Raw genomic sequence first — 22,538 nt, 5'->3', positions numbered from 1 at the left:
GCCGGGTACCGAGTAGGGAGGAGAGCATGAGCGACATCAAGTTGAAGCAGCAGTTGACGCTGGGTATCGGCTTGCTGATGGTAGCGATGGCGGCCGCCCTGTATCTTGCCCAGGCGCAGCTGCACCGCCTGCAGGGCGCCGCCGACGATCTGGCCGGCGGCCAGGCGGCGCGGATCAGCCAGTTGGCGCTGGCCGGCCAGGCCCAGCAGGCATCGCAATTGCTGGTGCGGCAGTTGGGCGGCTTGCTGCCCGGGGCCGAGCTGGCGGCGCAGCGCGCGGCCCAAACGCCGCTGGACAATGCGCTGGACGGCGTGACCGGACGACTCAACAGCCTGTCGGCGCATGCTTCCGCCGACGCCAAGGCCAGGCTGGATGCGGCTCGCAATCTCGACGGCCCGCTGCGCAACCAGATCGCCGCCTACCGCCAGTTGCTAGCGGGCGGAAAGACGGAGGAGGCGAGCGGCTACCTGTCGACCGCGCTGTGGCCGGCGGCGATCAAGTATCAGGACGCCATCGCCCAGTACTCCCGCTTCGAAGGCGAGCAGGCGGCCAACGTAGCGCCCGAGGACGGCGCCGTTTCCGCCGGGATGATAAGCAACGAGCTGATCAGCATGGGTGCCGCGCTGCTGTTGTTGGCCGCCGCGCTGGCCTGGCTGTTGCGCCGCGCGCTGGACCGGCAGTTCGGCGGCGATCCGCAATTGCTGGCCGCCGTGCTGCGCGAACTGGCCGACGGCGAGGTGCGTACCGAATTCCAGGTGCGGCCGGGCGATCGGAGCAGCCTGCTGGCCTGTCTGGCCGAGGTGGTCGCGCATGCCCGGGAAAACCTGCGGGTGCGCAACGCGCTGGATGTCTGCACCACCAATGTGATGATCGCGGATGAGGACCATTGCATCATCTATACCAACCAGTCGGTGCTGAAAATGTTCCAGCAGGCGGAGGCCGACATCCGCCGCGACATTCCCCGTTTCTCGGTCGCCGGCTTGATCGGCAGCAATATCGACGACTTCCACAAGAACCCGTCGTATCAGCGGGGCCTGCTGCAGCAGGTGAGGGAGACGCACCGCTCATCCATCGCCGTCGGCGGCCGCACCTTCGGCCTGATCCTGACGCCCATCATCGGCATTAAGGGAGAGCGTCTGGGGGATGTGGTGGAGTGGCAGGACAATACCGAGATGCTCAGGCTGAAGCGCGAGGCCGACCTGCGCGCCGAAAAGGCAAGCAAGCTGGCGGCGGAGAACGCCCGCATCCGCAGCGCGCTGGACGTGTGCACCACCAATGTGATGATCGCGGACGAGACCCATCACATCATCTACGCCAACCAGGCGGTGCTGAGCATGTTCCAGCAGGCGGAAGCCGACATCCGGCGCGAAATTCCCCGCTTCTCGGCCACCGGGTTGCTGGGCGGCAAGATAGACGAATTCCACAAGAATCCATCTTACCAGCACGGTGTGTTGCAGCAGGTCAGAAGCACGCACCGTTCATCCATCGTGGTCGGCGGGCGGACTTTCAGCCTGATCCTGTCGCCCATCGTCAATGCAGAGGGCGAACGGCTGGGCGCGGTGGTCGAGTGGCAGGACAACACCGAGACGCTGCGCTTGCAGGCCGAGGCGGATGCCAGGGCGGTCGAGGCGGCCCGCGTCGCGGGCGAGAATGCGCGCATCCGCAGCGCGCTCGACAACTGCACCACCAATGTGATGATTGCCGACAACGAGCGCAAGATCATCTACATGAACCACAGCGTGACCGACATGCTGCGCGGGGTGGAGTCGGATTTGCGCAAGGCGCTGCCCAATTTCGACGTGCGCCGGCTGATAGGCGCCACCATCGACGAATTCCACAAGAGCCCGGCCCATCAGCGCGAGCTGCTGGCCAATTTGCGCTCCACCTATCGCACTGAAATCCAGGTGGCGGGCCGGACCTTCTCGCTGGTGGCCAATCCGGTGTTCGACGCCGACGGCGCGCGCCTGGGTTCGGTGGTGGAATGGAAGGACCGCACCGCCGAGGTGGACATCGAACGCGAGGTGTCGGAGATCGTCAGAGCCGCGTCGGCGGGCGAGTTCGGCAAGCGGATCGCAGCGGAAGGCAAGCAGGGCTTCTTCCGCCTGCTGGGCGAGGGCATCAACCAGTTGCTGGATGTCACCAGCCGCGGCCTGAACGATATCGCCAACGTGCTGGGCGCGCTGGCGGGCGGCGATCTGACCAAGACCATCAGCGCCGATTACGATGGCCTGTTTGGCCAATTGAAGGCGGACAGCAACACCACGGTCGAGCGTTTGCTGGAGATCGTCACCAATATCAAGGACTCCACCGACGCGATCAACACCGCGGCCAAGGAAATCGCAGCCGGCAACGCCAATCTGTCCAACCGCACCGAGCAGCAGGCGGCCAGCCTGGAGGAAACCGCGTCCAGCATGGAGGAGATCACCAGCACCGTTAAACAGAACGCGGAAAACGCCAGGAAGGCCAATTCGCTGGCCACCGGCGCGTCGGACATCGCCGCGCGCGGCGGCAAGGTGGTCGGCGACGTGGTGTCGACGATGAACGAGATCAACGAGAGCGCCAAGAAGATCGTCGACATCATCAGCGTGATCGACGGCATCGCGTTCCAGACCAATATCCTGGCGCTGAACGCCGCGGTGGAGGCCGCGCGGGCCGGGGAGCAGGGCCGGGGTTTCGCGGTGGTGGCGAGCGAGGTGCGGAACCTGGCGCAGCGTTCCGCGGCTGCGGCCAAGGAGATCAAGTCGCTGATCGGCAACTCGGTTGACAAGGTGGAGTCCGGCAGCCGGCTGGTGGATGAAGCCGGCCGCACGATGAACGAGATCGTGGTGTCGATCCGTCGCGTCGCCGACATCATGAGCGATATTTCGGCGGCGTCGATGGAGCAGAGCTCCGGCATCGAGCAAGTCAATCTCGCCGTCACCCAGATGGACGAGAACACTCAGAAAAACGCGGCGCTGGTCGAGCAGGCGGCGGCGGCGGCGGAGTCGCTGGAGGAGCAGGCCCGTTATCTGTCCGACGCGGTGGCGGTGTTCAAGCTGGACGACAAGCCATTGCACGGCAAGCCGCCCGTCGCGCCCAGGCTGGCTTCTCGCCCGGCGGGCGGAGCGCTGCCGCAGATAGGCTTGGCTGGAGCGGTGGAGCGCAAAGCCAGCCAGCATCCTGGCCGCTACCAGATCAAGCCCAAGGCGATCGAACCCATCCAGCCGCAAAAAGACGGCGAAGACGGCTGGGAGGAGTTCTGAGGACTTGAAGATTGGCTGGACATGGGATGCGCAGCCGCCGCGATGGCGGCTGCGCGGGGGGATGCGGCATGGCCGACGAAACGGAACTCAAGTTCACCCGCAACGACTTCAAGCGGGTCCGCGAGATGATCTATCAGCGGGTAGGCATTTCGCTCAGCGATTCCAAGACCCATATGGCGTATGCCCGACTGTCCAAGCGGGTGCGCTCGCGCGGGCTGCGCAGCTTTTCCGATTACCTGGACCTGTTGCAGCATAGCGAGGAAAGCGACGAGTGGCAGGGTTTCATCAATGCGCTGACCACCAATCTGACCTCGTTCTTCCGGGAGTCCCATCATTTCGACATTCTGCGCGAGCACGCCCGGGCGCGCCGGAAAAGCGGTGAAACGCTCAGGGTGTGGAGCGCGGCTTCGTCCACCGGGGAGGAGCCGTACTCGATCGCCATCATCTTGCTCGAACTGTGGCGGGAGGCCGGCGGCGGGGCCTTTCAACTGCTGGCGTCCGATATCGATACCAATGTGTTGCAGCAGGCTGCGCATGGCGTTTATGCCAGAGATCGGGCCGAGAAGGTGTCCGACGCCCAGCTCCGGCGATATTTCGACAAGGGCGTGGGCCGCAACGAGGGCATGATCCGGCTCAAGCGGCAGGTGAGGGACGCGGTGTCCTTCTTCCAGTTCAATCTGGTGGCGCCAAGCTGGCCGGATATCGGCCGTTTCGACGCGATCTTCTGCCGCAATGTGATGATCTATTTCGACAAGCCCACCCAGGCGGCTATCCTGAACCGGCTGGCAGCCTGCCTGAGGCCGGATGGTTTGCTGATGCTCGGGCATTCGGAAAGCATCACGCACCTGACCGACGCCTACGCCGGGTGCGGCAGAACCACCTATCGGCTGGCGCGCCCTGGCGCAGGGGAGGAGGGCGAATGAGCGCGGCGGGCAGGAAGATACGGGTGGTGGTGGTCGACGATTCTGCGCTGGTGCGCAGCCTGCTGACCGCCATCGTCAACGAGGCGCCGGACATGGAGGTGGTGGCGACGGCGGCCGATCCCATCATCGCCCGGGAGAAAATACGGGAAACCAATCCCGACGTGGTGACGCTGGATGTGGAAATGCCGCGGATGGACGGGCTGGAGTTCCTGCGCCGCCTGATGCGGCTGAGGCCGACGCCGGTGCTGATGATCTCGTCCTTCACCGATGCGGGATCGGAAACCACGCTCGCGGCGCTCGAGATCGGCGCCGTCGATTTCATCCACAAACCGGCCAACGACATCGCGCGGCATATGCAGGAATACGCGGAGGACATACGCGAGAAGCTCAGAGCGGCCGCCGAGGCCAGGTTGAGACAACCACGCCGCTTCCTCCCGCCGAGGTCGGCGAGGAGGATGGGAGTGGCCGCGCCGCTGAGAAAGGATGTGCTGGTATTCGTCGGGGCCTCTACCGGAGGAACCGAGGCGATCAAGGACTTTCTGATGGGCATGCCGGCCGATGGACCGCCCATTCTGATCGTTCAGCACATGCCCGAGCATTTCACTTTCACTTTCGCGATGCGCCTGGACAGGCTATGCCCGATACGGGTGAAGGAGGCTGAGGAGGGCGAGGCGGTGCGGCCCGGGGTCGCCTACATCGCGCCGGGCCACTCCCACATGCGGGTGGCCCCGGCCGCCGGCGGCGGTTACCGGATCGCGCTGGACCAGGGGGAGAGGGTCAACCGCCATCGCCCGGCGGTGGATCCCTTGTTCGAATCCGCGGCCAGGCTGTTGGGCAAGAAGGCCATCGGCGTGATCCTCACCGGCATGGGCAAGGACGGCGCGGAAGGCTTGTTGCAGATGCGCCACGCCGGCGCCGCCACCTTCGGGCAGGATGAGGCCAGCTGCGTGGTATACGGCATGCCGCGCGAGGCGTTCAAGATAGGCGCGGTGATGCATGTGCATCCTTTGAGCCGGTTGGCGGAAAAGGTGGTCGAGTGCCTGCAGGGCCACGCCGAAGGGGCGATTACATGAGCCATGCCGATCCGGCGCCCAGCTACAGCCACCAGTACTACGACAAGCATTTCCAGATCATGGCGGTCAAGGTGTTTCCCGGCGAGTTCCACGCCACCAACCAACCCAGGCTGCTGGTGACGCTGCTGGGTTCTTGCGTATCGGTATGCCTGAGCGACCGCCTCTCCGGCGTGGCCGGCATGAACCACTTTTTGTTGCCCGAAGGCTCGCTGGAGCTGGGTTCCGGCGCGTCTGCCGCCCGCTTCGGCGTCAACGCGATGGAGTTGCTGATCACCGACATGCAAAAGCTCGGCGCGATGCGCAACCGGTTGGAGGCCAAGATTTTCGGAGCCGGCAATGTGCTGGACGGCATGACGATGGTCAGGGTGGGGGAGCGCAACAGCCATTTCATCCGCACCTACCTGGCCAACGAGCAGATTCCCATCTTGGCCGAGGATTTATTGGGGGAGTACGCGCGCAAGGTGTATTTCTTCACGGAGACGGGCAAGGTGCTGATCAAGAAATTGAAGCGCACCAGCGCGGCGATCAAGCAAGAGCAGCCGTATCGCGGCCGCATCGTGGATCAGAACGAAGGAGCCAGGACCGGCGACATCGATCTGTTCATCTGAGCCGGCGAGCGGGCCCGGAACGAAAAAGGCGGCCGGAAGGCCGCCTCTGGTTTTGAGCGGAATGCGGGTTAGCGTTCCAGATGGGGCAGCTTGTCCTTCACGTCGGCCCAGTCCGCGTGGTCGGGCAGCGGATCGATGCGCTCGACGATGCTAGGCCAGTTCTTGGCCAGTTCCGCGTTGAGCGCGATGAATCCTTGCTGGTCCTTGGGCACGTCGTCTTCAGCGTAGATGGCGCTGACAGGGCATTCAGGCACGCACAGCGAGCAGTCGATGCACTCGTCCGGGTCTATCGCCAGGAAGTTGGGGCCTTCGCGGAAGCAGTCGACCGGGCAGACCTCGACGCAGTCGGTGTATTTGCATTTGATACAGGCATCGGTTACAACGTACGCCATTCGTGTATCCTCAGTAAGGCTGGATCGTGATTCGGGATAATCGTCATTTTAGCGGTAAATTTCCTTTCTGACGCTCCGGCAAATTCCTCAAGATGTCCAATGCGATCTACCGGGGCCGTTTCGCCCCCAGTCCCACCGGCCTGCTGCACGCGGGCTCGCTCAGCACCGCCGTCGGCAGCTACCTGGAAGCGCGCAGCCGCGGCGGCGAATGGCTGCTGCGGATGGAGGATCTGGATCCGCCACGCGAGGTGCCGGGCGCGGCCGACGACATCCTGCGCACGCTGGAGGCTTTCGGCTTCGAGTGGGACGGCGAGGTGGCGTACCAGAGCCGCCGCCATGGCTTGTACCGCGCCGCGCTGGAACGGTTGGCCGCCTCCGGCCAAGCTTACGCCTGCTGCTGCACCCGCAAGGAAATCGCCGCGCATGCCCGGCGCGGCTTGGATGGCTATGTTTACCCGGGCACCTGCCGGCGCGGCTGCCCCGGCGGCCGCGAGGGCCGGGCCTGGCGTTTGGCCGTGGCCGAAGGGGAGCGGGTGGTGGACGACAGGCTGCAGGGCGCGTACCGGCAGGACCTGGCGCGCGACATCGGCGATTTCGTGTTGCTGCGCGCCGACGGCTTCTGGGCCTATCAACTCGCGGTGGTGGTGGATGACGCGGAGCAGGGCGTCACCGACATCGTCCGCGGCGCCGATCTGCTGGTGTCCACGCCGCGCCAGCTGGCGGTTTACGACGCGCTCGGCCTGCCCGCGCCAGGTTATTGCCACCTGCCGGTGCTGACCAACGCAGCCGGCGAGAAATTGTCCAAGCAGACGCTGGCGCCGGCGATATCGACTGGCGATGCCGCGCGGCAGTTGCGCGCGGCGCTTGAGCTGCTGGGCCATGTCCCGCCGGCGGGTTGCGAGAGCCTGGACGATCTGTGGCGCTGGGCGGCGGCGAATTGGTCATTGAGCCGCGTGCCGGCCGGCCCCTTGCAACTTCCTCATTCCTGACGATTTTCCACGTTAATGACATAAGCATCTGCCTGCTAACGGTTTTTTGATGAAAAAAATCGTCAATGCGACATGTTTTTACGTCAAAACTGTGTTTTAATGCGCCCTTTTTTTGGCGCGGCGGCAGGCCGCACCCGGTTGCGGCGCAGCCGAGCGTTCTGGCTTCGGCTATCTTGAAGCCATGGCCCATAGGCCTGTCGATGCGGTTTTGACCTTTTCCGCATGTCTGACGCCGGGTGTGACTATCCCGGCGCGCGATGCTTTCGTTCCCACGGAGAGTCAGGTTTGAACGAAAACAGTTCCACTCAAAAGAAGGGCTCGCTCGGAGTCTGGATGTGCACCGCCCTGGTGGTGGGCAATATGATAGGCTCCGGCGTTTTCCTGCTACCGGCCTCGTTGGCGCCGTTCGGCGGCGTGTCGATGCTGGGCTGGCTGCTGACCTCCTGCGGCGCCATCTGCCTGGCGCTGGTGTTCGCCCGCCTGTCGGCCATTCTGCCGCGCGAGGGCGGACCTTACGCCTACATCCACGCGGGCTTCGGCGATTTCGCCGGCTTTTGGATCGCCTGGGGCTACTGGATCGCGCTATGGGCCGGCAACGCCGCGCTGGCGGTGGCGGCCACCAGCTATATGCAGGTGTTTTTCCCGGTATTGGGGCACAACGAGCCGCTGGCGGGGGCGGTCGCCATCGGCCTGATCTGGATCGTCACCTGGATCAACAGCCGCGGCGCGCGCAGCTCCGGCGTGGTGGCGGTGGTGACCACGCTGCTGAAGCTGCTGCCGTTGGCGGCGGTCACCTTCATCGGCTTCTTCCATTTCCAGCCGGAAAACCTGGCATTCAATCCGCACAACAAGCCGCTGCTGTCTTCGTTGTCCGCGACAATGGCGCTGACCTTGTGGGCCTTCCTCGGCCTGGAGTCGGCATCGGTGCCGGCCGGCGACGTGGTGGAGCCGGAGAAGACCATCCCACGCGCCACCGTGATCGGCACTTTGCTGGCCACCGTGCTTTATATCTTGTCCACGGTGTCGTTGATGGGCCTGATGCCGGCGGATACGTTGGCGGCTTCGCAGGCGCCGTTCGCCGACGCGGCCAAACTGATGTGGGGCGACTGGGGCTACTGGCTGGTGGGCTTCGGCGCGGTGGTGTCCTGCTTCGGCGCGCTCAACGGCTGGAGCCTGATGCAGGCGCACGTGCCGGCGGCCGCGGCCAAGGATGGCCTGTTCCCCAGCCGTTTCGACCAGCGCAACGCGGCCGGCGTGCCCATCTTCGGCCTGGTGCTGTCCAGCGCGCTGGTCACCATTCTGATGGCGATGAAGTATGCCGGCGGCGACAGCGGCGTGAAGATCTTCGAGTTCATCATCCTGCTGGCCACCGCCACCACGCTGTTGCCGTATGCCTTCTGCTCGATGGCGCTGATCGCGATCATGCTGATGCGCGGCAAGGAGTTCTCGCCCAAGGATTACGTCGCGCCCGGCTTCTTCGCCGGCATCGGCTTCGTCTATTCGCTGTGGGCGCTGTACGGCTCCGGCGCCGACATCGTGATGTGGGGCATGCTGCTGTTGCTGATGGGTCTGCCCATCTATGTCTGGCAGTTGAAGGAGCGGTTCGCTGGAGATTGACCGGTGTCCCGATGAGCGAAAAAGCGCAGCGCGATAGCCTGCGCTTTTTTCGTTTTCGAACCATTTTGATGCATGAAAATGAGCGGTTTTTTTCCTTGAAAAACATTTATCCAGACTGTTTGATATAGAAATAATATTGGCTTGCCAAGGCCCGGATATTGACACCATAATCGCCGGATCATACAGGAGAGAGCGGCTTTTCGGCCGCCGCCGAAGGCGCAAGCGCACCCGCAATCGCTCAGGCAAAAGGACTGTATCATCGGGCCGGCGGCAGCCGGTTCGCGCAATCTGGAGAGCGGCGCCCGCGCGGCGTCCACCGAAGGGGCTAACGGCTTATCCGGCCGGAAAATCTCAGGTGCAGGGACAGAGGGGTGTGGTTGATAGAGGATATCCACACTTTGCTCGAAGGAACCGCGCCATGACGGCCCCGAAACGTACTCCGCTGTATGAAGCCCACCTCGCCGCCGGCGCCAAGATGGTCGATTTCGCCGGTTGGGAAATGCCCATCCATTATGGTTCCCAGCTGAAAGAGCATGAGATTGTCCGCACCGACGCGGGCATGTTCGACGTTTCCCACATGACGGTGGTCGACATCACCGGCTCCGACGCCAAAGCCTGGCTGCAAAAACTGATCGCCAACGACGTTGCCAAGCTCGGCTTCGAGGGCAAGGCGCTGTATTCCGGCATGCTGACCCCGGAAGGCACCGTCGTCGACGACCTGATCGTCTATCTCACTTCCTACGGCTACCGCATGGTGGTCAACGCCGGCACCACCGAAAAAGACTTGGCCTGGATGGAGAGCCAGAAGGCCGGCTTCGACGTGGCGCTGAAGGTGCGCCGCGATCTGGCGATGCTGGCGGTGCAGGGCCCGCAAGCCATAGACAAAGTCTGCGCCGTGAAGCCGGAACTGGCCGACGCCATCCGCGCGCTGAAAGTGTTCCAGGGTCTGCCGCAGGATGAATGGTTCTATGCCCGCACCGGCTATACCGGCGAAGACGGCCTGGAAATCATGGTTCCGGCCGACCAGGCCATCGCTTTCTTCAATCAACTGCAAGCCGCCGGCGTTTCTCCCATCGGCCTGGGCGCGCGCGACACGCTGCGCCTGGAGGCCGGCATGAATCTGTACGGCCACGACATGGACGAGACCGTGTCGCCGCTGGAAGCCGGCATGGGCTGGACCATCGCCTGGGAGCCGGCCGAGCGCAAGTTCAACGGCCGCGAGGCGCTGGAGGCGCAAAAGGCCGCCGGCGTGAAGATGAAGCAGGTGGGCTTGGTGCTGGAAGGCCGCGGCGTGCTGCGCGAAGGCCTGAAGGTGGTGGTGGAGGGCGTGGGCGAAGGCGTGATCACCAGCGGCACCTTCTCGCCGACGCTGAAGCATTCCGTCGCCATCGCCCGCGTGCCGGCCGCCACCGGCGCCGCCGCCCAGGTGGATCTGCGCGGCACGCTGACCGATGTGCGCGTGGTGAAGATGCCTTTCGTGCGCAACGGCAAGAAAGTTTTCGAATAATCGGGCAGCGCCTTGAGGCGACTGCCGTCACCATTGATCTGATCTTAAGCTGGAGAACTTCAAGATGAGCAACATTCCCGCCGAACTGAAATACGTCGACAGCCACGAGTGGCTGCGCCTGGAAGCCGACGGTTCCGTCACCGTGGGCATCACCGCGCACGCGCAGGAATTGCTGGGCGACATCGTCTTCGTCGAGCTGCCGAAAGCCGGCGAGAATCTGGCAAAGGATGAGCAGGCCGGCGTGGTGGAGTCGGTGAAGGCCGCTTCCGACGTCTACTGTCCGATCGCCGGCGAAGTGCTCGCCGTCAACGAGGAGCTGGAAGGCGAGCCGGAGCTGGCCAACAGCGATCCGTACGGCGACGGCTGGTTCTTCAAGATCAAGCCGGCCAACGCCGCGGATCTGGACGGCCTGATGGACGCCGCCGCCTACGCCAAGGAAATCGGCGCCTGATGTGATACGCCCCTGGTCGTCAGACAGGGGCTTTTTTTTGGCTACGAAAACCACGGAAAACACGAAACAGGCAAACGTGCGATATTGCTTCTTTGACGGGGCTCTGCGCGCTTGACGCCATGCAGTTCGTGTTCTTTCGTGGTTTTCGTGGCAAAAGAAAGGTTTTGTATGTCTCTTGCTGCACTCTTCAATCGCCACGAATTCATCGCCCGCCACATTGGCCCGTCCGACGCCGAGCGCGCCGAGATGCTGGCCGCCGTCGGCCTGCCGTCCATCGACGCGCTGGTCGACCAGACCCTGCCGGCCGACATCCGCCTGAACCGCCGCCTGGATCTGCCCTCGCCGCAGCCGGAAGCCGAGGCGCTGGCCGCGCTGAAGGCGGTAGCGTCCAAGAACGTGGTCAACAAATCCTTCATCGGCCTGGGCTACTATCCGGTGCTGACGCCCACCGTCATCCTGCGCAATGTGCTGGAGAACCCGGGCTGGTACACCGCTTACACCCCGTACCAGGCCGAGATCGCACAGGGCCGTCTGGAAGCATTGCTGAACTTCCAGCAGATGGTGATAGACCTGACCGGCCTGGAAATGGCCAACGCGTCGCTGCTGGACGAGGCTACCGCCGCCGCCGAGGCGATGGCGATGGCCAAGCGCGTGTCCAAGTCCAAATCCGTCAGCTTCTTCGTCGATAGCCGCGTGTTGCCGCAGACGCTGGACGTGATGAAGACCCGCGCCAAGTACTTCGGCTTCGAGCTGGTGCAGGGCCATCCGGAAGAGGCCGGCAACGGCGACTACTTCGGCGCGCTGTTCCAGTATCCGGGCGAAGCGGGCGATCTGATCGACCTGACCCCGCACATCGCTGCTATCAAGTCCAAGGGCGGCGTGGTCGCCGTCGCCGCCGACGTGATGGCGCTGGTGGCGCTGAAGTCGCCGGCGGAAATGGGCGCCGACATCGCCCTGGGCAATACCCAGCGCTTCGGCGTGCCGATGGGCTTCGGCGGCCCGCACGCAGCTTACTTCGCGTTCAAGGACGAGATGAAGCGCTCGGCGCCGGGCCGCATCATCGGCGTGTCCATCGACGCCAAGGGCAAGACCGCGCTGCGCATGGCGTTGCAAACCCGCGAGCAGCACATCCGCCGCGAGAAGGCCAATTCCAACATCTGCACCAGCCAGGTGTTGCTGGCCAATATCGCCGGCCTGTACGCCGTTTACCACGGCGCGGAAGGCGTGCAGCGCATCGCCGCCCGCATCCATCGCCTGGCCGCCATCTTCGCCCACGCGGTGAAAGAGGCCGGCGGCAAGCTGGTCTTCGACCGCTTCTTCGACACCGTGCAGGTGGACGCCCCCAAGGCCGACGCCATCTACGCCGCCGCGTTGGCCGCCGGCTACAACCTGCGCCGCGTCGGCAAGACCGTGCTGGGCGTGGCCTTCCATGAGGCCGCCACCGAAGCCGACTTGGCCAAGCTGATCGAGCTGTTCACCGGCAAGCCGGCGGATATCGCCGCCTTGGACGCCGCTGCCCAGGACGCCATCCCGGCGGCGCTGAAGCGCGAATCTGCCATCCTGACCCACCCGGTGTTCAACACCCACCATAGCGAGCACGAGATGCTGCGCTATATGAAGAAGCTGGAAAACCGCGACCTGGCGATGAACCACTCGATGATCTCGCTGGGCAGCTGCACCATGAAGCTGAACGCCACCAGCGAGATGATCCCGATCACCTGGCCGGAATTCGCCAATATGCACCCGTTCGCGCCGCGCGAGCAGACCGTCGGCTATCTGCAGCTGATCGAAGGTCTGCAAACGCAGCTGAAGGCGATCACCGGCTTCGACGCGATCTCGATGCAGCCCAACTCCGGCGCCCAGGGCGAATACGCCGGCCTGTTGGCGATCAGCCGCTACCATGAGTCGCGCGGCGAAGGCCACCGCGACATCTGCCTGATCCCGCAGTCGGCGCATGGCACCAATCCGGCCACCGCGCAGATGATGAATATGCAGGTGGTGGTGGTGAAGTGCGACGATGCCGGCAACGTCGACGTGGCCGATCTGAAGGCCAAGGCCGAGCAGCACGCCGCCAATCTGGCCGCGCTGATGATCACCTATCCGTCCACCCACGGCGTGTTCGAGCAGGGCATCAAACAGATCTGCGAGATCGTTCACGCCCACGGCGGCCAGGTCTACATGGACGGCGCCAACCTGAACGCCCAAGTGGGCCTGACCCGTCCGGCCGACATCGGCGCCGACGTGTCGCACATGAATCTGCACAAGACCTTCTGCATCCCGCACGGCGGCGGCGGACCGGGCATGGGGCCTATCGGCCTGAAAGCCCACTTGGCGCCGTTCATCGCCAACCACGTGGTGGCACCGGTGCCGGGCGCGGTGGAAGGCCAGACCGCGGTGTCGGCCGCGCCGTTCGGCTCGGCCTCCATCCTGCCGATCTCCTATATGTACATCGCGATGATGGGCGCCGAGGGCATGAAACAGGCCACCGAGAACGCGCTGCTGTCGGCCAACTACCTGGCCACCCGCCTGGCCGAGCACTTCCCGGTGCTGTACACCGGCGCCAATGGCCGCGTCGCGCACGAGTGCATCATCGACCTGCGCCCGCTGAAGGCCGCCTCCGGCGTGACCGAAGTGGACGTGGCCAAGCGCCTGATGGACTACGGCTTCCACGCGCCGACCATGAGCTTCCCGGTGCCAGGCACGCTGATGATCGAGCCGACTGAGTCCGAGCCCAAGGCCGAGCTGGACCGCTTCATCGCGGCGATGGCTTCCATTCGCGCCGAGATCGACCAGGTGCAAAGCGGCGCATGGCCGGCGGACAACAATCCGCTCTGCAACGCGCCGCACAGCAAGGCCGACATCGCCGGCGACTGGAACCGCCCGTACAGCCGCGAGCAGGGCCTGTTCCCGCTGCCTTATGTGCTGGAAAACAAGTTCTGGCCGAGCGTGAACCGAATCGACGACGTCTACGGCGACCGCAACGTGGTATGCAGTTGCCCGGGCATGGAAAACTACGCGTAACCGCCTGCCGGCCTCGTCGGTTCAGCCTCAACCCGCCGGTTTTAGCCGGTGGGTTTTTTTATGTCTGATAAATGTGTAAGGGTAAATACTTAGAAATAATAACTAAGTAGTCATACGTTCGTGTGCGAACTATCACTAAGGGGGATGCAAAGCGGCCTGCGGGGATGGCGCGCAGGCGCATATCTGGGGCAAGAGACAAGCGGGAGTGAGTGGAAATGTGTGTCGCTAATTTTGATGCTTTCTATCGCGGAAACGACTCCTTTTACGGTGACAGGCCGGCGCTGTCGCTGATGTATTTCCTGGAGAAGTACGGCGTGGGCGGAGGCGGCAGGGGGCTGGACCTAGCTTGCGGCCAGGGACGCAACGCGCTGTACCTGGCGAACCGGGGATTCTCCATGTTCGGCGTGGACGAGTCGTCCGAGGCCGTGTCCAAGATGGGCGAGCAGGCCGATAGGCGGCGCCTGGATGTCAGCGGCAAGGTGGTCAATCTGACTGAGCTGGAAATCGAGCCGCAGCGTTACCGCATCATTGTCGCCTATACCGCGCTGGACCATGTCGACGCCGCCGCCGGCGAGCGGCTGGCCCAGGCGATGATGGAAGGGCTGGAGCCGGGCGGCTATCTGTTCGCCGCGGTGTTCATGGTGGACGACCCCGGCTGCGCCGGAACGGGCGGGGACGTCAGCGAGACCGCGGCTTATGTCCGCCACTACTACCAGCCGGGCGAGTTGCGCGACCAGTTTTCCGGATTGACGCCTCTGGCTTACCAGGAGGAGTTCGCGCTGGATCTCAGCCATGGGCATCCGCACCATCACAGCATGGCCAGGCTGTTCGCTCATAAGCAGGCCGCCTGAGCGCGCGATCGCAAACCAAGAAAACAGGGCGTCAGCCCTGTTTCTCATTGCGGGAATGCATAGCGGGAATGCGCATCGGGCCTGGATCGCCCGAGCCTGATTCCCCGATGAGCAAAAAACGCGTCAGGAAATGAGACGTGTTTGTTACAATGGCAAGCGCCCGCGATGGCAGTCGCGCGGCGCTTTTTTGATGAATAAATAAAAGGTTAGCGGCGGACATGCCGATAAGAAGCGTACTTTCCTGGCAGGGGGGCGACCTGGAACTGCTGGAGGCCTTGAGCCTGCCGGTATGGATTTTCGATATCGACCACAAGCGGGTGTTCTGGGCCAACGAGGCCGGGCTGCAGGTGTGGGGAGCGGCCAGCCTGCTGGAATTGCAGGCGCGCGACATGTCGCAGGACATGTCGGTGTCGGTGGCGCAAAGGCTGGCCCAGTATCAGCAGGACTTCGAACGCGAAGGCGCTTGTTTCGTGGAAAGCTGGACGCTGTATCCCAACGGCCGGCCCAGCGTGCTCAAGGTGAAGTTCCGCGGCATACGGGTGAATGGCCGGATGCTGATGTTCTGCGAGGCGCAGAACAGCCTCAGCGCCGACCCGGCGTCCCTGCGCAGCACGGAAGCGCTATTGCATACCTCGGTGCTGATCACGCTTTACGACGGCAACGGCGGCGCGCTGTATCGCAACCCCGCCTCGCGCGAGCAGGTGGCGGTGGCTGGCGAAGGCTGGCGCCAGCATTTCGTCCACGACAGCGACTGGCAGCAGTTGCGGCAAGGCGTGGCCGCGTGCGGCGAATCGCGGCTGCTGGCGCGGGTGAATACGCGGGAAGGCATGCGCTGGCACGAAGTGTCGGCCCGAGCCTGCCGCGACGCGGTCACCGGGCAAGACGCGCTGCTGGTCAGCGAGGTGGACATCACCGATCTCAAGCACGCCGAGGCGCGCGCCAGCTTCCTGGCCAATCACGACGTGCTGACCGGCTTGCCCAACCGCAACGGCATCCGCAGCGAGTTGCTGCCGCATCTGCAGCAGGCGCTGCGCAATGGCCGCCAGGTGGCGTTGATGTTCATCGACCTGGACCGCTTCAAGAACGTCAACGATTCGCTGGGCCACGCCTGCGGCGACGAGCTGCTGATCCGGATGGCCGGGCGGCTGGTCGGCTTGCTTGGCCATGACGAGAAGGCGGCGCGGCTGGGCGGCGACGAGTTCCTGGTGATGCTGAGCGCGCCGCAGGTGGCGGAGCGGGCCGAGGCGCTGGGGCGCCGCATCCTGCAGGCGCTGGCGGTGCCGATGCGGCTGGAGGGCATGGACGTCGGCGTGTCGGCGTCCATCGGCGTCAGCGTGTGCGAGGGCCGGACGCTGGACCTGGAGCAGATGATGCGCCACGCCGACCTGGCGATGTACGCCGCCAAGGACGCGGGGCGCAACAACCTGATGTTCTTCACGCCGGCGCTGGAGGCGCGCAGCCAGGCGCAATTGGCGCTGGAGAACGACATCCGCCGGGGCCTGGAGCAAGGCGAATTCATCGCCTATTTCCAGCCGCGGGTGGACATCGCCAGCGGGCAGGTGGTCGGCGCCGAGGCCTTGGCGCGCTGGCGCCATCCCTTGCGCGGCCTGTTGATGCCGGACAGCTTCATTCCCATTTGCGAGGACTGCGGCATGGTGATGGAGCTGGGCCGGCAGATTCTGGTTCAGGCCGCGCGCCAGCAGCGCCTGTGGCGCGACCGCGGGCTGGACTTGCTGGTGTCGGTCAACCTGTCCGCCAGCCAGTTTGTCGATCCCGGCCTGCCTGGCCTGGTGGAGCAGATACTCGCCGACAGCGGCTGCCAGCCGGACAAGCTGGAGCTGGAGATCACCGAATCGGTATTGCTGGGGCACGATGAGCAAACCATGCACACCTTGCAGGCCTTGCGCGCGCTGGGGCTGCGCATCGCGGTGGACGATTTCGGCACCGGCTATTCCAATCTGGCCTACCTGCAGCGCTATCCGCTTACCTCGCTGAAGATAGACCGTTCCTTCATCGCCGATCTGGACGACAAGCCGGCCATCACCGAACTGATCACGACTCTGTGCCGGATGATGGGGCTGAACATGGTGGCGGAAGGCGTGGAGACCGAAGCGCAGCTGGCCTGGCTGGCCGAGCGCGGCTGCCAGGAATACCAGGGCTATTTGTGCAGCCCGGCGCTGTCGGCGCAGGAATTTCTGCAGCGCTTGTTCTAGCGCTATCGATAGCGGGGGAGGCGAGAGCGGCCCCCGATTATTGTTTCCCCTGCATGGCCGCCGGGTGCCATGGACGGCGTCTTTATATCAATATGTGGATTAAATCGTTGGATTCGCGGCATTCTTCGCTTACCCTATGCCGGTAATGCAGGCGGCATGTTCCGGCCTGCGGCAAGGAGAATGAGATGAAGACATTGAGCGCCGCCACGCTGGCGGCCCTGCTGCCGATGGCCGCTTTCGCGGCCAAGCCCCTGACCGTATGCACCGACGCCAATCCGGAAGGCTTTGACGTGGTGCAGTACAACTCGCTGGTCACCACCAACGCTTCCGCCGACGTATTGATGAACCGCCTGGTGGAGTACGACGCCGCCGCCGGCAAGCTGCAGCCGGGGCTGGCCAGCAGCTGGGAAGTGAGCGCGGATGGCCTGAGCTACACCTTCCACCTGCGGCCCAACGTCGGCTTCCACAGCACCGACTACTTCAAGCCGACGCGCAAGCTGAACGCCGACGACGTGGCGCTCACCTTCGACCGGATGCTGAATCCGGACAATCCCTGGTACAAGACCGCGCCGGCCGGCTATCCGCATGCGCAGGCGATGCAGTTTCCCAAGCTGATCAAGGCGGTGCGCAAGCTCGATCCGCTGACGGTGCGCTTCGAGCTCAATTATCCGGAAGCCACCTTCCTGTCCAGCCTGACCATGGGCTTCGCCTCCATCTATTCCGCCGAATACATGTCGCAGCTGTTGGCCGCCGGCAAGACCGGCGAGCTCAACAGCAAGCCTGTCGGCACCGGGCCTTTCGTGTTCAAGAGCTTCGCCAAGGATGCCTTGGTGCGCTACGCGCCCAATCCGGCTTATTTCGGCGAGAAGCCCAAAGTATCCGCGCTGATCTACGCGATCACGCCGGATTCCAATGTGCGTCTGCAGAAGCTGCGCGCCGGCGAATGCCAGATCGCGCTGTCGCCCAAGCCGCAGGACGTGCAGGCGGCCAAGGCGGACGGCAAGCTGCAGATATCGCAGACGCCTGCCTTCATGACCGCCTTCGTCGCCTTCAACAGCCAGAAGAAGCCGTTGGACAATCCGCAGGTGCGGCAGGCGATCAATCTCGCCTTCGACAAGGCAAGTTATTTGAAGACGGTGTTCGGCAATGCCGCCAGCGCCGCCAACCTGGTCTATCCGCCCAATACCTGGAGCTACGACAAGACTATCAAGCCCTACGCCTATGATCCGGCGCAGGCGAAGAAGCTGCTGGCCCAGGCGGGCTACCCCAACGGTTTTGATGTTTCGGTGTGGGTGCGGCCCAGCGGCAGCACGCTGAACCCCAATCCCAAGGCTGGCGCGGAGCTGTTGCAGGCCGATTTGGCCAAAGTGGGCATCCGGCTGCAGATCAAGGTGCTGGAGTGGGGCGAGCTGATCAAGCGCGGCAAGGCCGGCGAGCACGAGATGCTGTTCATGGGCTGGGCCGGCGACAACGGCGATCCGGACAACTTCCTGACGCCGCAGTTTTCCTGCTCCGCGGTGCAGTCCGGCACCAATTTCGCTCGTTATTGCGACGGCAAGCTGGACAAGCTGATCGCCGACGGCAAGAAAACCAGCGACTTCAAGGCTAGAGCCAAGCTATATCAGGCGGCCCAGCACGCGATCCACGAGCAAGCGTTGTGGCTGCCGCTGGCGCATCCTATCGCTTATGGCCTGGCGCGCAAGGAGGTGACGGGTTACGCGGTTAATCCTTATGGACGGGTCAGTTTCACTAGTGTTGGCTTGAAATAAGCGGTTTCCCGAGTAAAAATAGACCACTCCGTTTTTATAAACGGAGTGGTCTCTTTCTTTTTTTTGGGGCTTGCGCCAAAGCAAAGCCGTATTCGTTCCGGGCGGAGATAATGCTCGTTGGCGCGCAGGATGAGTGGTTGCCGCGACAAAGTGCTTATGCTTGGCGTTGAGCCGCGTTGCCAGTTGCATGCGGGATGCCGGGATTTGGTAGTATTGCTGGAGCGGTCGCGTTTGGCGCGGCCGTCAGGAGAGAGAGGAGCGCCTTGCCGTTGGCGTGTCTTGCTTGTTCTTAGAATGTGCCCGCCCTCGCTTGAGCATGCGCTTTCGCGTATCATGCGCCGGGCTCGGGCCGATAAATGATAAAACAATAGATGCAAACTAGACGAACACAGCAAAGCCGCAGGGAGTCCACCATAGGCAAACTGGTGGAGGCGGCGATCGAATGCCTGCTGGAAAGCGGCTACCACGGCACCAGCGTGCAATTGATTTGCGGCCGGGCCGGCGTGTCCCAAGGCGCGCTGTTCCGCCATTTCGCCACCAAGAACGAGCTGATGCAGCCGGTGGGGCGGAAGGTGGTGGACGACATCTTCGAATCCGCTCTGACGCTGGCGGCGCAATTGCCGGCCGGCATGTCCGAGGAGGAGCGCATCATCGCGCTGATGAAGGCGCTGGTGATGTCGCCGCGCCACATCGTGTTGTTGGAGCTGCTGATGGCGGCGCGCACCACGCCGGATCTGCGCGACATCTTCCTGGGCAGCTCCAGCACCTATTTCCGCGACCGCTTCGTCGCGATGATGGCCTCGCTGTTCCCGCGCTATGCGATCTCCACCGGCTTCTTCGCCACGCTGCTCACCATGATGACCACGATGCACGGCATGGCGCTGTACCGCACGCTGGCCGAGCACCCGGAAGGCGACAAGATGCGCGAGCAGTGGCTGCTGTCCGCATTGAGAGCCGAGCTGGAGCGGATACGGCAGGAAGGGGCGGATACCCGCAACCCGGTGTATCAGTTGCCGTTCTGAATATCCGTTTTTCAGCTGAAAACCCCGTCGCTTGCGGCGGGGTTTTCTTTATCTATTGGATTTGGAATTGATCCGCTAGCAGGGAAGGGGCATGTGATTGTGCGGCGCTGGCCGCTCGGATTGTTCTATTCATCCATTTGAAACGGACATGAAAAAAGACCCGCCGAAGCGGGTCTTTTTTGCGTCTAAGTTCGCAGGTTCTTGCGTCGAACCAGCTATTAGAACTTGTGAACCATGTTCAGGCCGAAGGCCTTCAGGTCTTCGTTCTTGCCCTTAACGGCGATCTGGCCGTATTGAGCGCCGAAGGTGGTGCGCTTGGAGATGGCGTAGTCAGCGCCCAGAACGTACTGGTCGTACTGGGAGTTGCCCACCTTCACGCCGCCAACTTCAACCTTGTCGCCGTGCACGTAGGAGAACTTCGGAGTGATGGCGCCGAAGGTGTAGGCAGCGGTCAGAGCGTATTCGCGGGTCTTGACCTTGCCATTTACATCCGGAACGGCGGAGAAGGTCAGGTCTTTGCTAACCCGGTCGAACCAAGAAGCGCCGGCAACGTCAGCGCCGCCCTTGGCTTGTTGGTAGCCGAAGCCTACGAACAGGTTGTTGGCATTGTAACCAACTTCCAGGCGATGCTTGTCGTTGGCGGTGTTATTCAGAGTAACGCCATCGATGGAGGCGCTAACCGAAGAAGTTGCCTTGCTCTGATGGGTGTAAGCGTACTTGCCGAAGAAGCCGCTGTTCTCGTAGCCCAGGCCCAGAACGGTGGTTTCGCGATCTTCGTTAGGCTGGCCGATGGCGGTGCCCTTGTTTTCCTTCACGCCGTATTGCAGAGCGGCGGTCAGGCCCGGAACCACGGTCGGCAGATCGTAGCGCACGGAGTTCTTCAGACGGTCGCCGTCGCGGGTGAAGATGCTCAGGCCCAGAGCGTCGCTGGCGTATTCCCAAGTATCAACAGTGCCCATGTCGCTGTCCAGGAAGTTGGACACGTTGCCCAGGCGCACGGTGCCGAAGCCGCCTTGCAGACCGATGAAGGATTCGCGGTTGGCGAGGTTGCCGTTCTTGGAGGCGCTGCGGGTTTGGCCGTCGATGCCGAAACCGGTTTCAACTTGCCAGATGGTCTTCAGGCCGTTGCCCAGATCTTCAGTACCCTTGAAGCCGATGCGGGAACCCAGATCTTCAACGTTGGTTTGCTTGGTGGTGCCGTTGTCGACGTATTCAACGCCGCCTTTGATTTTGCCGTAGATGGTTACGTCGGCGAATGCGGCAGCCGGCAGGGTGGCTACCAGCAGGGCGATCAGACTCTTTTTCATGGTCAAGTCATCCTTTTTTAGGTTTAGGAATGTGAGCAAATGCTATTGGCTGGGTTGTGAAAATGCAACTTCGCCTGCCGAATTGTGTTGCTATCAAGCAACTAATGTTGTGTTTTGCACATCCTTAAATTCGATTTTGTTTGTTGTAAGTTGCTGAATTGTCAGTATTGTTACTGTGATTTTATGATGCGATGTGTGCTGTTGCAAAAAAGCATCAATGTTATGAAATGCTTATGATTATTGGGTTTTGTAAGGAGTGCTGCCTGCAATGGGCAAAAAAATAGCCCGTCCGGAAGGGGCGGGCTGAAAAATCAACGTGACTTGAAGTGAATCCAGCAGGCGCGGATTGCATCCACGTGAATTCGCTTTCAATCATGATAAAAGAAAGCGTTGACTCTGTAAATGGAGTAGATATTCCATTTTTGAATTACTTGTTAATGCAGATTGTATTCAACATATTGATTTTATTAGAAAATTTACATATTGAGTAAGTTGCATAAATACGCATCTGTCGCCGGGCGGTGATGCGTTTTGGCTACGGAATCGGGCGCATTTTGGTTGGATGGCCGCTTGGCGCGGCGGCTGGTAATGGCGGAAATCCCCTACAATGTCGCCTTCGGATCCGAGGCTGCGGCCAGGTATATATAGGTATGCAAACACTGACAGTGGTGGGGCTGGGCAGATTGGGGCGCAGCGTGGCCAAGCTGGCGGCGCTGAGCGGCGCGTATCGTCTGCTCGATGTGATGGGGCGGCGCTTGCCGCCGCTGGAGGAGGCGCGCGCCTTTGTCGGCGCCGGGCGGCTGGTGAGCGACATGAGGCAGTTGGCACCGGCCGACCTGTATCTGCTGGCGGTGCCGGATGCCGCCATCGCATCCTGCGCCCGCGCGCTGGCTGCGGCGGGCGTGACGCCTGAGGGCTCTGTGGTGTTTCACGCCAGCGGCGTGGGCGACGCTTCGTTGTTGCAGCCGCTGGCGGAGCAGGGGGCATTGACCGCCAGCCTGCACCCGGCATTTTCCTTCGCCGATCCCGGGCGGGCGGTGGAGGGCTTTGCCGGCACGCTGTGCGCGCTGGAGGGCGACGAGGAAGCCTGCCGCAGGCTGGAGGCTTTCGCGCGCGCGCTGGGCGGGCGGCCGTTCCGGCTGGCGCCCGGCGGCAAGGCCGCCTATCACGCCGGCTTGTCGGTGGCGTCCAATTTTCTGGTGGCGCTGACCGATATGGCGCGGCAGCTGACGGCCCGCGCCGGCGTGCCGCCGGAGTTGACACAGCTTTTGTTGGGCGGCTTGATGCGGCAGACGCTGGACAATGCGCTGGAGATGGGGCCGTACGACGCGCTGACCGGGCCTATCCTGCGCGGCGATATCGGCACCGTCGAGCGCCATCTGGAGGTGCTGGCCGATACCGGCTTGCTTCCCGCCTACCGCGCGCTGGGCCGCCAGGTGGTGGCGCTGGCCGGAGATCGCCTGCAGGAACCGGCGCGCCAGCAGTTGCTGGCGCTACTGTACTGAGCCGGCTTGGCGCCCTGATAAAAGCTCGCGGAGAGCCTGAGCCAAGTT

General features: G+C 63.1%; 16 protein-coding genes and 2 riboswitches. Of the genes, 14 read left to right on the top strand and 2 right to left on the bottom strand.

Features of this window, described 5'->3' with window-relative positions:
• The first annotated feature begins 26 nt into the window (after positions 1 to 26).
• From VA599_RS05850 to cheD, 4 genes are read left to right on the top strand one after another with little or no spacing between them, the layout of a single operon-like run.
• Complete coding sequence (locus tag VA599_RS05850) at positions 27 to 3,242, top strand: methyl-accepting chemotaxis protein (protein ID WP_346787919.1); 3,216 nt, start codon at positions 27 to 29, stop codon at positions 3,240 to 3,242.
• A gap of 26 nt (positions 3,243 to 3,268) precedes the next feature.
• Positions 3,269 to 4,165, top strand: coding sequence for a CheR family methyltransferase (locus VA599_RS05845; protein WP_346787918.1), 897 nt, complete (start codon positions 3,269 to 3,271; stop codon positions 4,163 to 4,165).
• Positions 4,162 to 5,238 carry a protein-glutamate methylesterase/protein-glutamine glutaminase gene (locus tag VA599_RS05840; RefSeq protein WP_346787917.1) on the top strand — a complete coding sequence of 359 codons (1,077 nt, stop codon included), beginning with the start codon at positions 4,162 to 4,164 and terminating at the stop codon, positions 5,236 to 5,238. The genes VA599_RS05845 and VA599_RS05840 overlap by 4 nt, the downstream gene beginning before the upstream one ends.
• Entirely contained in the window at positions 5,235 to 5,846 is a 612-nt protein-coding gene (gene cheD / locus VA599_RS05835; protein ID WP_021478571.1) for a chemoreceptor glutamine deamidase CheD, read from the top strand. The genes VA599_RS05840 and cheD overlap by 4 nt, the downstream gene beginning before the upstream one ends.
• Before the next feature lie 68 nt (positions 5,847 to 5,914).
• Here the strand turns inward: cheD and fdxA are convergent, their stop codons facing one another.
• Complete coding sequence (gene fdxA / locus VA599_RS05830) at positions 5,915 to 6,238, bottom strand: ferredoxin FdxA (RefSeq protein ID WP_021478572.1); 324 nt, start codon at positions 6,236 to 6,238, stop codon at positions 5,915 to 5,917.
• Positions 6,239 to 6,342: 104 nt separating this feature from the next.
• On the opposite strand from fdxA, the gene gluQRS reads away from it, so the two are divergent.
• From gluQRS to VA599_RS05785, 9 genes are all read left to right on the top strand, one after another.
• A complete protein-coding gene (gene gluQRS / locus VA599_RS05825; RefSeq protein ID WP_346787993.1) occupies positions 6,343 to 7,227 on the top strand; it encodes a tRNA glutamyl-Q(34) synthetase GluQRS in 885 nt (294 codons plus the stop codon).
• Between the two features lie 333 nt (positions 7,228 to 7,560).
• A complete protein-coding gene (locus VA599_RS05820; RefSeq protein ID WP_021478574.1) occupies positions 7,561 to 8,844 on the top strand; it encodes an amino acid permease in 1,284 nt (427 codons plus the stop codon).
• Between the two features lie 173 nt (positions 8,845 to 9,017).
• A riboswitch (glycine riboswitch) is annotated at positions 9,018 to 9,108 on the top strand.
• Between the two features lie 14 nt (positions 9,109 to 9,122).
• Positions 9,123 to 9,221, top strand: a riboswitch (glycine riboswitch).
• 41 nt (positions 9,222 to 9,262) lie between these two features.
• A complete protein-coding gene (gene gcvT, locus VA599_RS05815) occupies positions 9,263 to 10,351 on the top strand; it encodes a glycine cleavage system aminomethyltransferase GcvT (RefSeq protein ID WP_346787916.1) in 1,089 nt (362 codons plus the stop codon).
• A 64-nt stretch (positions 10,352 to 10,415) separates the two neighbouring features.
• Positions 10,416 to 10,802, top strand: coding sequence for a glycine cleavage system protein GcvH (gcvH, locus tag VA599_RS05810; protein ID WP_346787915.1), 387 nt, complete (start codon positions 10,416 to 10,418; stop codon positions 10,800 to 10,802).
• 168 nt (positions 10,803 to 10,970) lie between these two features.
• Positions 10,971 to 13,823, top strand: coding sequence for an aminomethyl-transferring glycine dehydrogenase (gcvP, locus tag VA599_RS05805; protein WP_346787913.1), 2,853 nt, complete (start codon positions 10,971 to 10,973; stop codon positions 13,821 to 13,823).
• Positions 13,824 to 14,113: 290 nt separating this feature from the next.
• Complete coding sequence (locus VA599_RS05800) at positions 14,114 to 14,674, top strand: class I SAM-dependent methyltransferase (protein WP_346787912.1); 561 nt, start codon at positions 14,114 to 14,116, stop codon at positions 14,672 to 14,674.
• 218 nt (positions 14,675 to 14,892) lie between these two features.
• Entirely contained in the window at positions 14,893 to 16,887 is a 1,995-nt protein-coding gene (locus VA599_RS05795) for a putative bifunctional diguanylate cyclase/phosphodiesterase (RefSeq protein WP_021478580.1), read from the top strand.
• A 185-nt stretch (positions 16,888 to 17,072) separates the two neighbouring features.
• Positions 17,073 to 18,656: an ABC transporter substrate-binding protein gene (locus VA599_RS05790; protein WP_346787911.1), complete on the top strand. Its 1,584-nt coding sequence runs from the start codon at positions 17,073 to 17,075 to the stop codon at positions 18,654 to 18,656.
• Between the two features lie 371 nt (positions 18,657 to 19,027).
• The gene (locus VA599_RS05785) at positions 19,028 to 19,678 is read left to right on the top strand and encodes a TetR/AcrR family transcriptional regulator (RefSeq protein ID WP_082106974.1); all 651 of its coding nucleotides are present in this window, start codon (positions 19,028 to 19,030) and stop codon (positions 19,676 to 19,678) included.
• A gap of 218 nt (positions 19,679 to 19,896) precedes the next feature.
• On the opposite strand, the gene VA599_RS05780 is transcribed toward VA599_RS05785, so the two are convergent.
• Positions 19,897 to 20,985 (bottom strand): porin, encoded by a 1,089-nt coding sequence (locus VA599_RS05780; RefSeq protein ID WP_346787910.1) that lies wholly within the window; start codon positions 20,983 to 20,985, stop codon positions 19,897 to 19,899.
• 650 nt (positions 20,986 to 21,635) lie between these two features.
• Here VA599_RS05780 and VA599_RS05775 point away from each other — a divergent pair.
• Positions 21,636 to 22,490: a Rossmann-like and DUF2520 domain-containing protein gene (locus VA599_RS05775; RefSeq protein ID WP_346787909.1), complete on the top strand. Its 855-nt coding sequence runs from the start codon at positions 21,636 to 21,638 to the stop codon at positions 22,488 to 22,490.
• The last annotated feature ends 48 nt before the right edge of the window (positions 22,491 to 22,538 follow it).

Source organism: Chromobacterium indicum (assembly GCF_039708975.1).
Taxonomy (GTDB): domain Bacteria; phylum Pseudomonadota; class Gammaproteobacteria; order Burkholderiales; family Chromobacteriaceae; genus Chromobacterium; species Chromobacterium piscinae.
The sequence above is the reverse complement of the archived record's forward strand: the minus strand, read 5'-3'. Positions and strand labels throughout refer to the sequence as shown.

Excerpts from the sequence above, each read along its gene's own strand:
- VA599_RS05820 (WP_021478574.1), top strand. The coding sequence starts at position 7,561 with ATGTGCACCGCCCTGGTGGTGGGCAATATGATAGGCTCCGGCGTTTTC.
- VA599_RS05845 (WP_346787918.1), top strand. The coding sequence starts at position 3,269 with ATGCGCAGCCGCCGCGATGGCGGCTGCGCGGGGGGATGCGGCATGGCC.
- fdxA (WP_021478572.1), bottom strand. The coding sequence starts at position 6,238 with ATGGCGTACGTTGTAACCGATGCCTGTATCAAATGCAAATACACCGAC.
- VA599_RS05800 (WP_346787912.1), top strand. The coding sequence starts at position 14,114 with ATGTATTTCCTGGAGAAGTACGGCGTGGGCGGAGGCGGCAGGGGGCTG.
- gcvH (WP_346787915.1), top strand. The coding sequence starts at position 10,416 with ATGAGCAACATTCCCGCCGAACTGAAATACGTCGACAGCCACGAGTGG.
- VA599_RS05850 (WP_346787919.1), top strand. The coding sequence starts at position 27 with ATGAGCGACATCAAGTTGAAGCAGCAGTTGACGCTGGGTATCGGCTTG.
- VA599_RS05795 (WP_021478580.1), top strand. The coding sequence starts at position 14,893 with ATGCCGATAAGAAGCGTACTTTCCTGGCAGGGGGGCGACCTGGAACTG.
- VA599_RS05785 (WP_082106974.1), top strand. The coding sequence starts at position 19,028 with ATGCAAACTAGACGAACACAGCAAAGCCGCAGGGAGTCCACCATAGGC.
- VA599_RS05790 (WP_346787911.1), top strand. The coding sequence starts at position 17,073 with ATGAAGACATTGAGCGCCGCCACGCTGGCGGCCCTGCTGCCGATGGCC.
- VA599_RS05780 (WP_346787910.1), bottom strand. The coding sequence starts at position 20,985 with ATGAAAAAGAGTCTGATCGCCCTGCTGGTAGCCACCCTGCCGGCTGCC.
- gcvT (WP_346787916.1), top strand. The coding sequence starts at position 9,263 with ATGACGGCCCCGAAACGTACTCCGCTGTATGAAGCCCACCTCGCCGCC.
- gcvP (WP_346787913.1), top strand. The coding sequence starts at position 10,971 with ATGTCTCTTGCTGCACTCTTCAATCGCCACGAATTCATCGCCCGCCAC.
- VA599_RS05775 (WP_346787909.1), top strand. The coding sequence starts at position 21,636 with ATGCAAACACTGACAGTGGTGGGGCTGGGCAGATTGGGGCGCAGCGTG.
- cheD (WP_021478571.1), top strand. The coding sequence starts at position 5,235 with ATGAGCCATGCCGATCCGGCGCCCAGCTACAGCCACCAGTACTACGAC.
- VA599_RS05840 (WP_346787917.1), top strand. The coding sequence starts at position 4,162 with ATGAGCGCGGCGGGCAGGAAGATACGGGTGGTGGTGGTCGACGATTCT.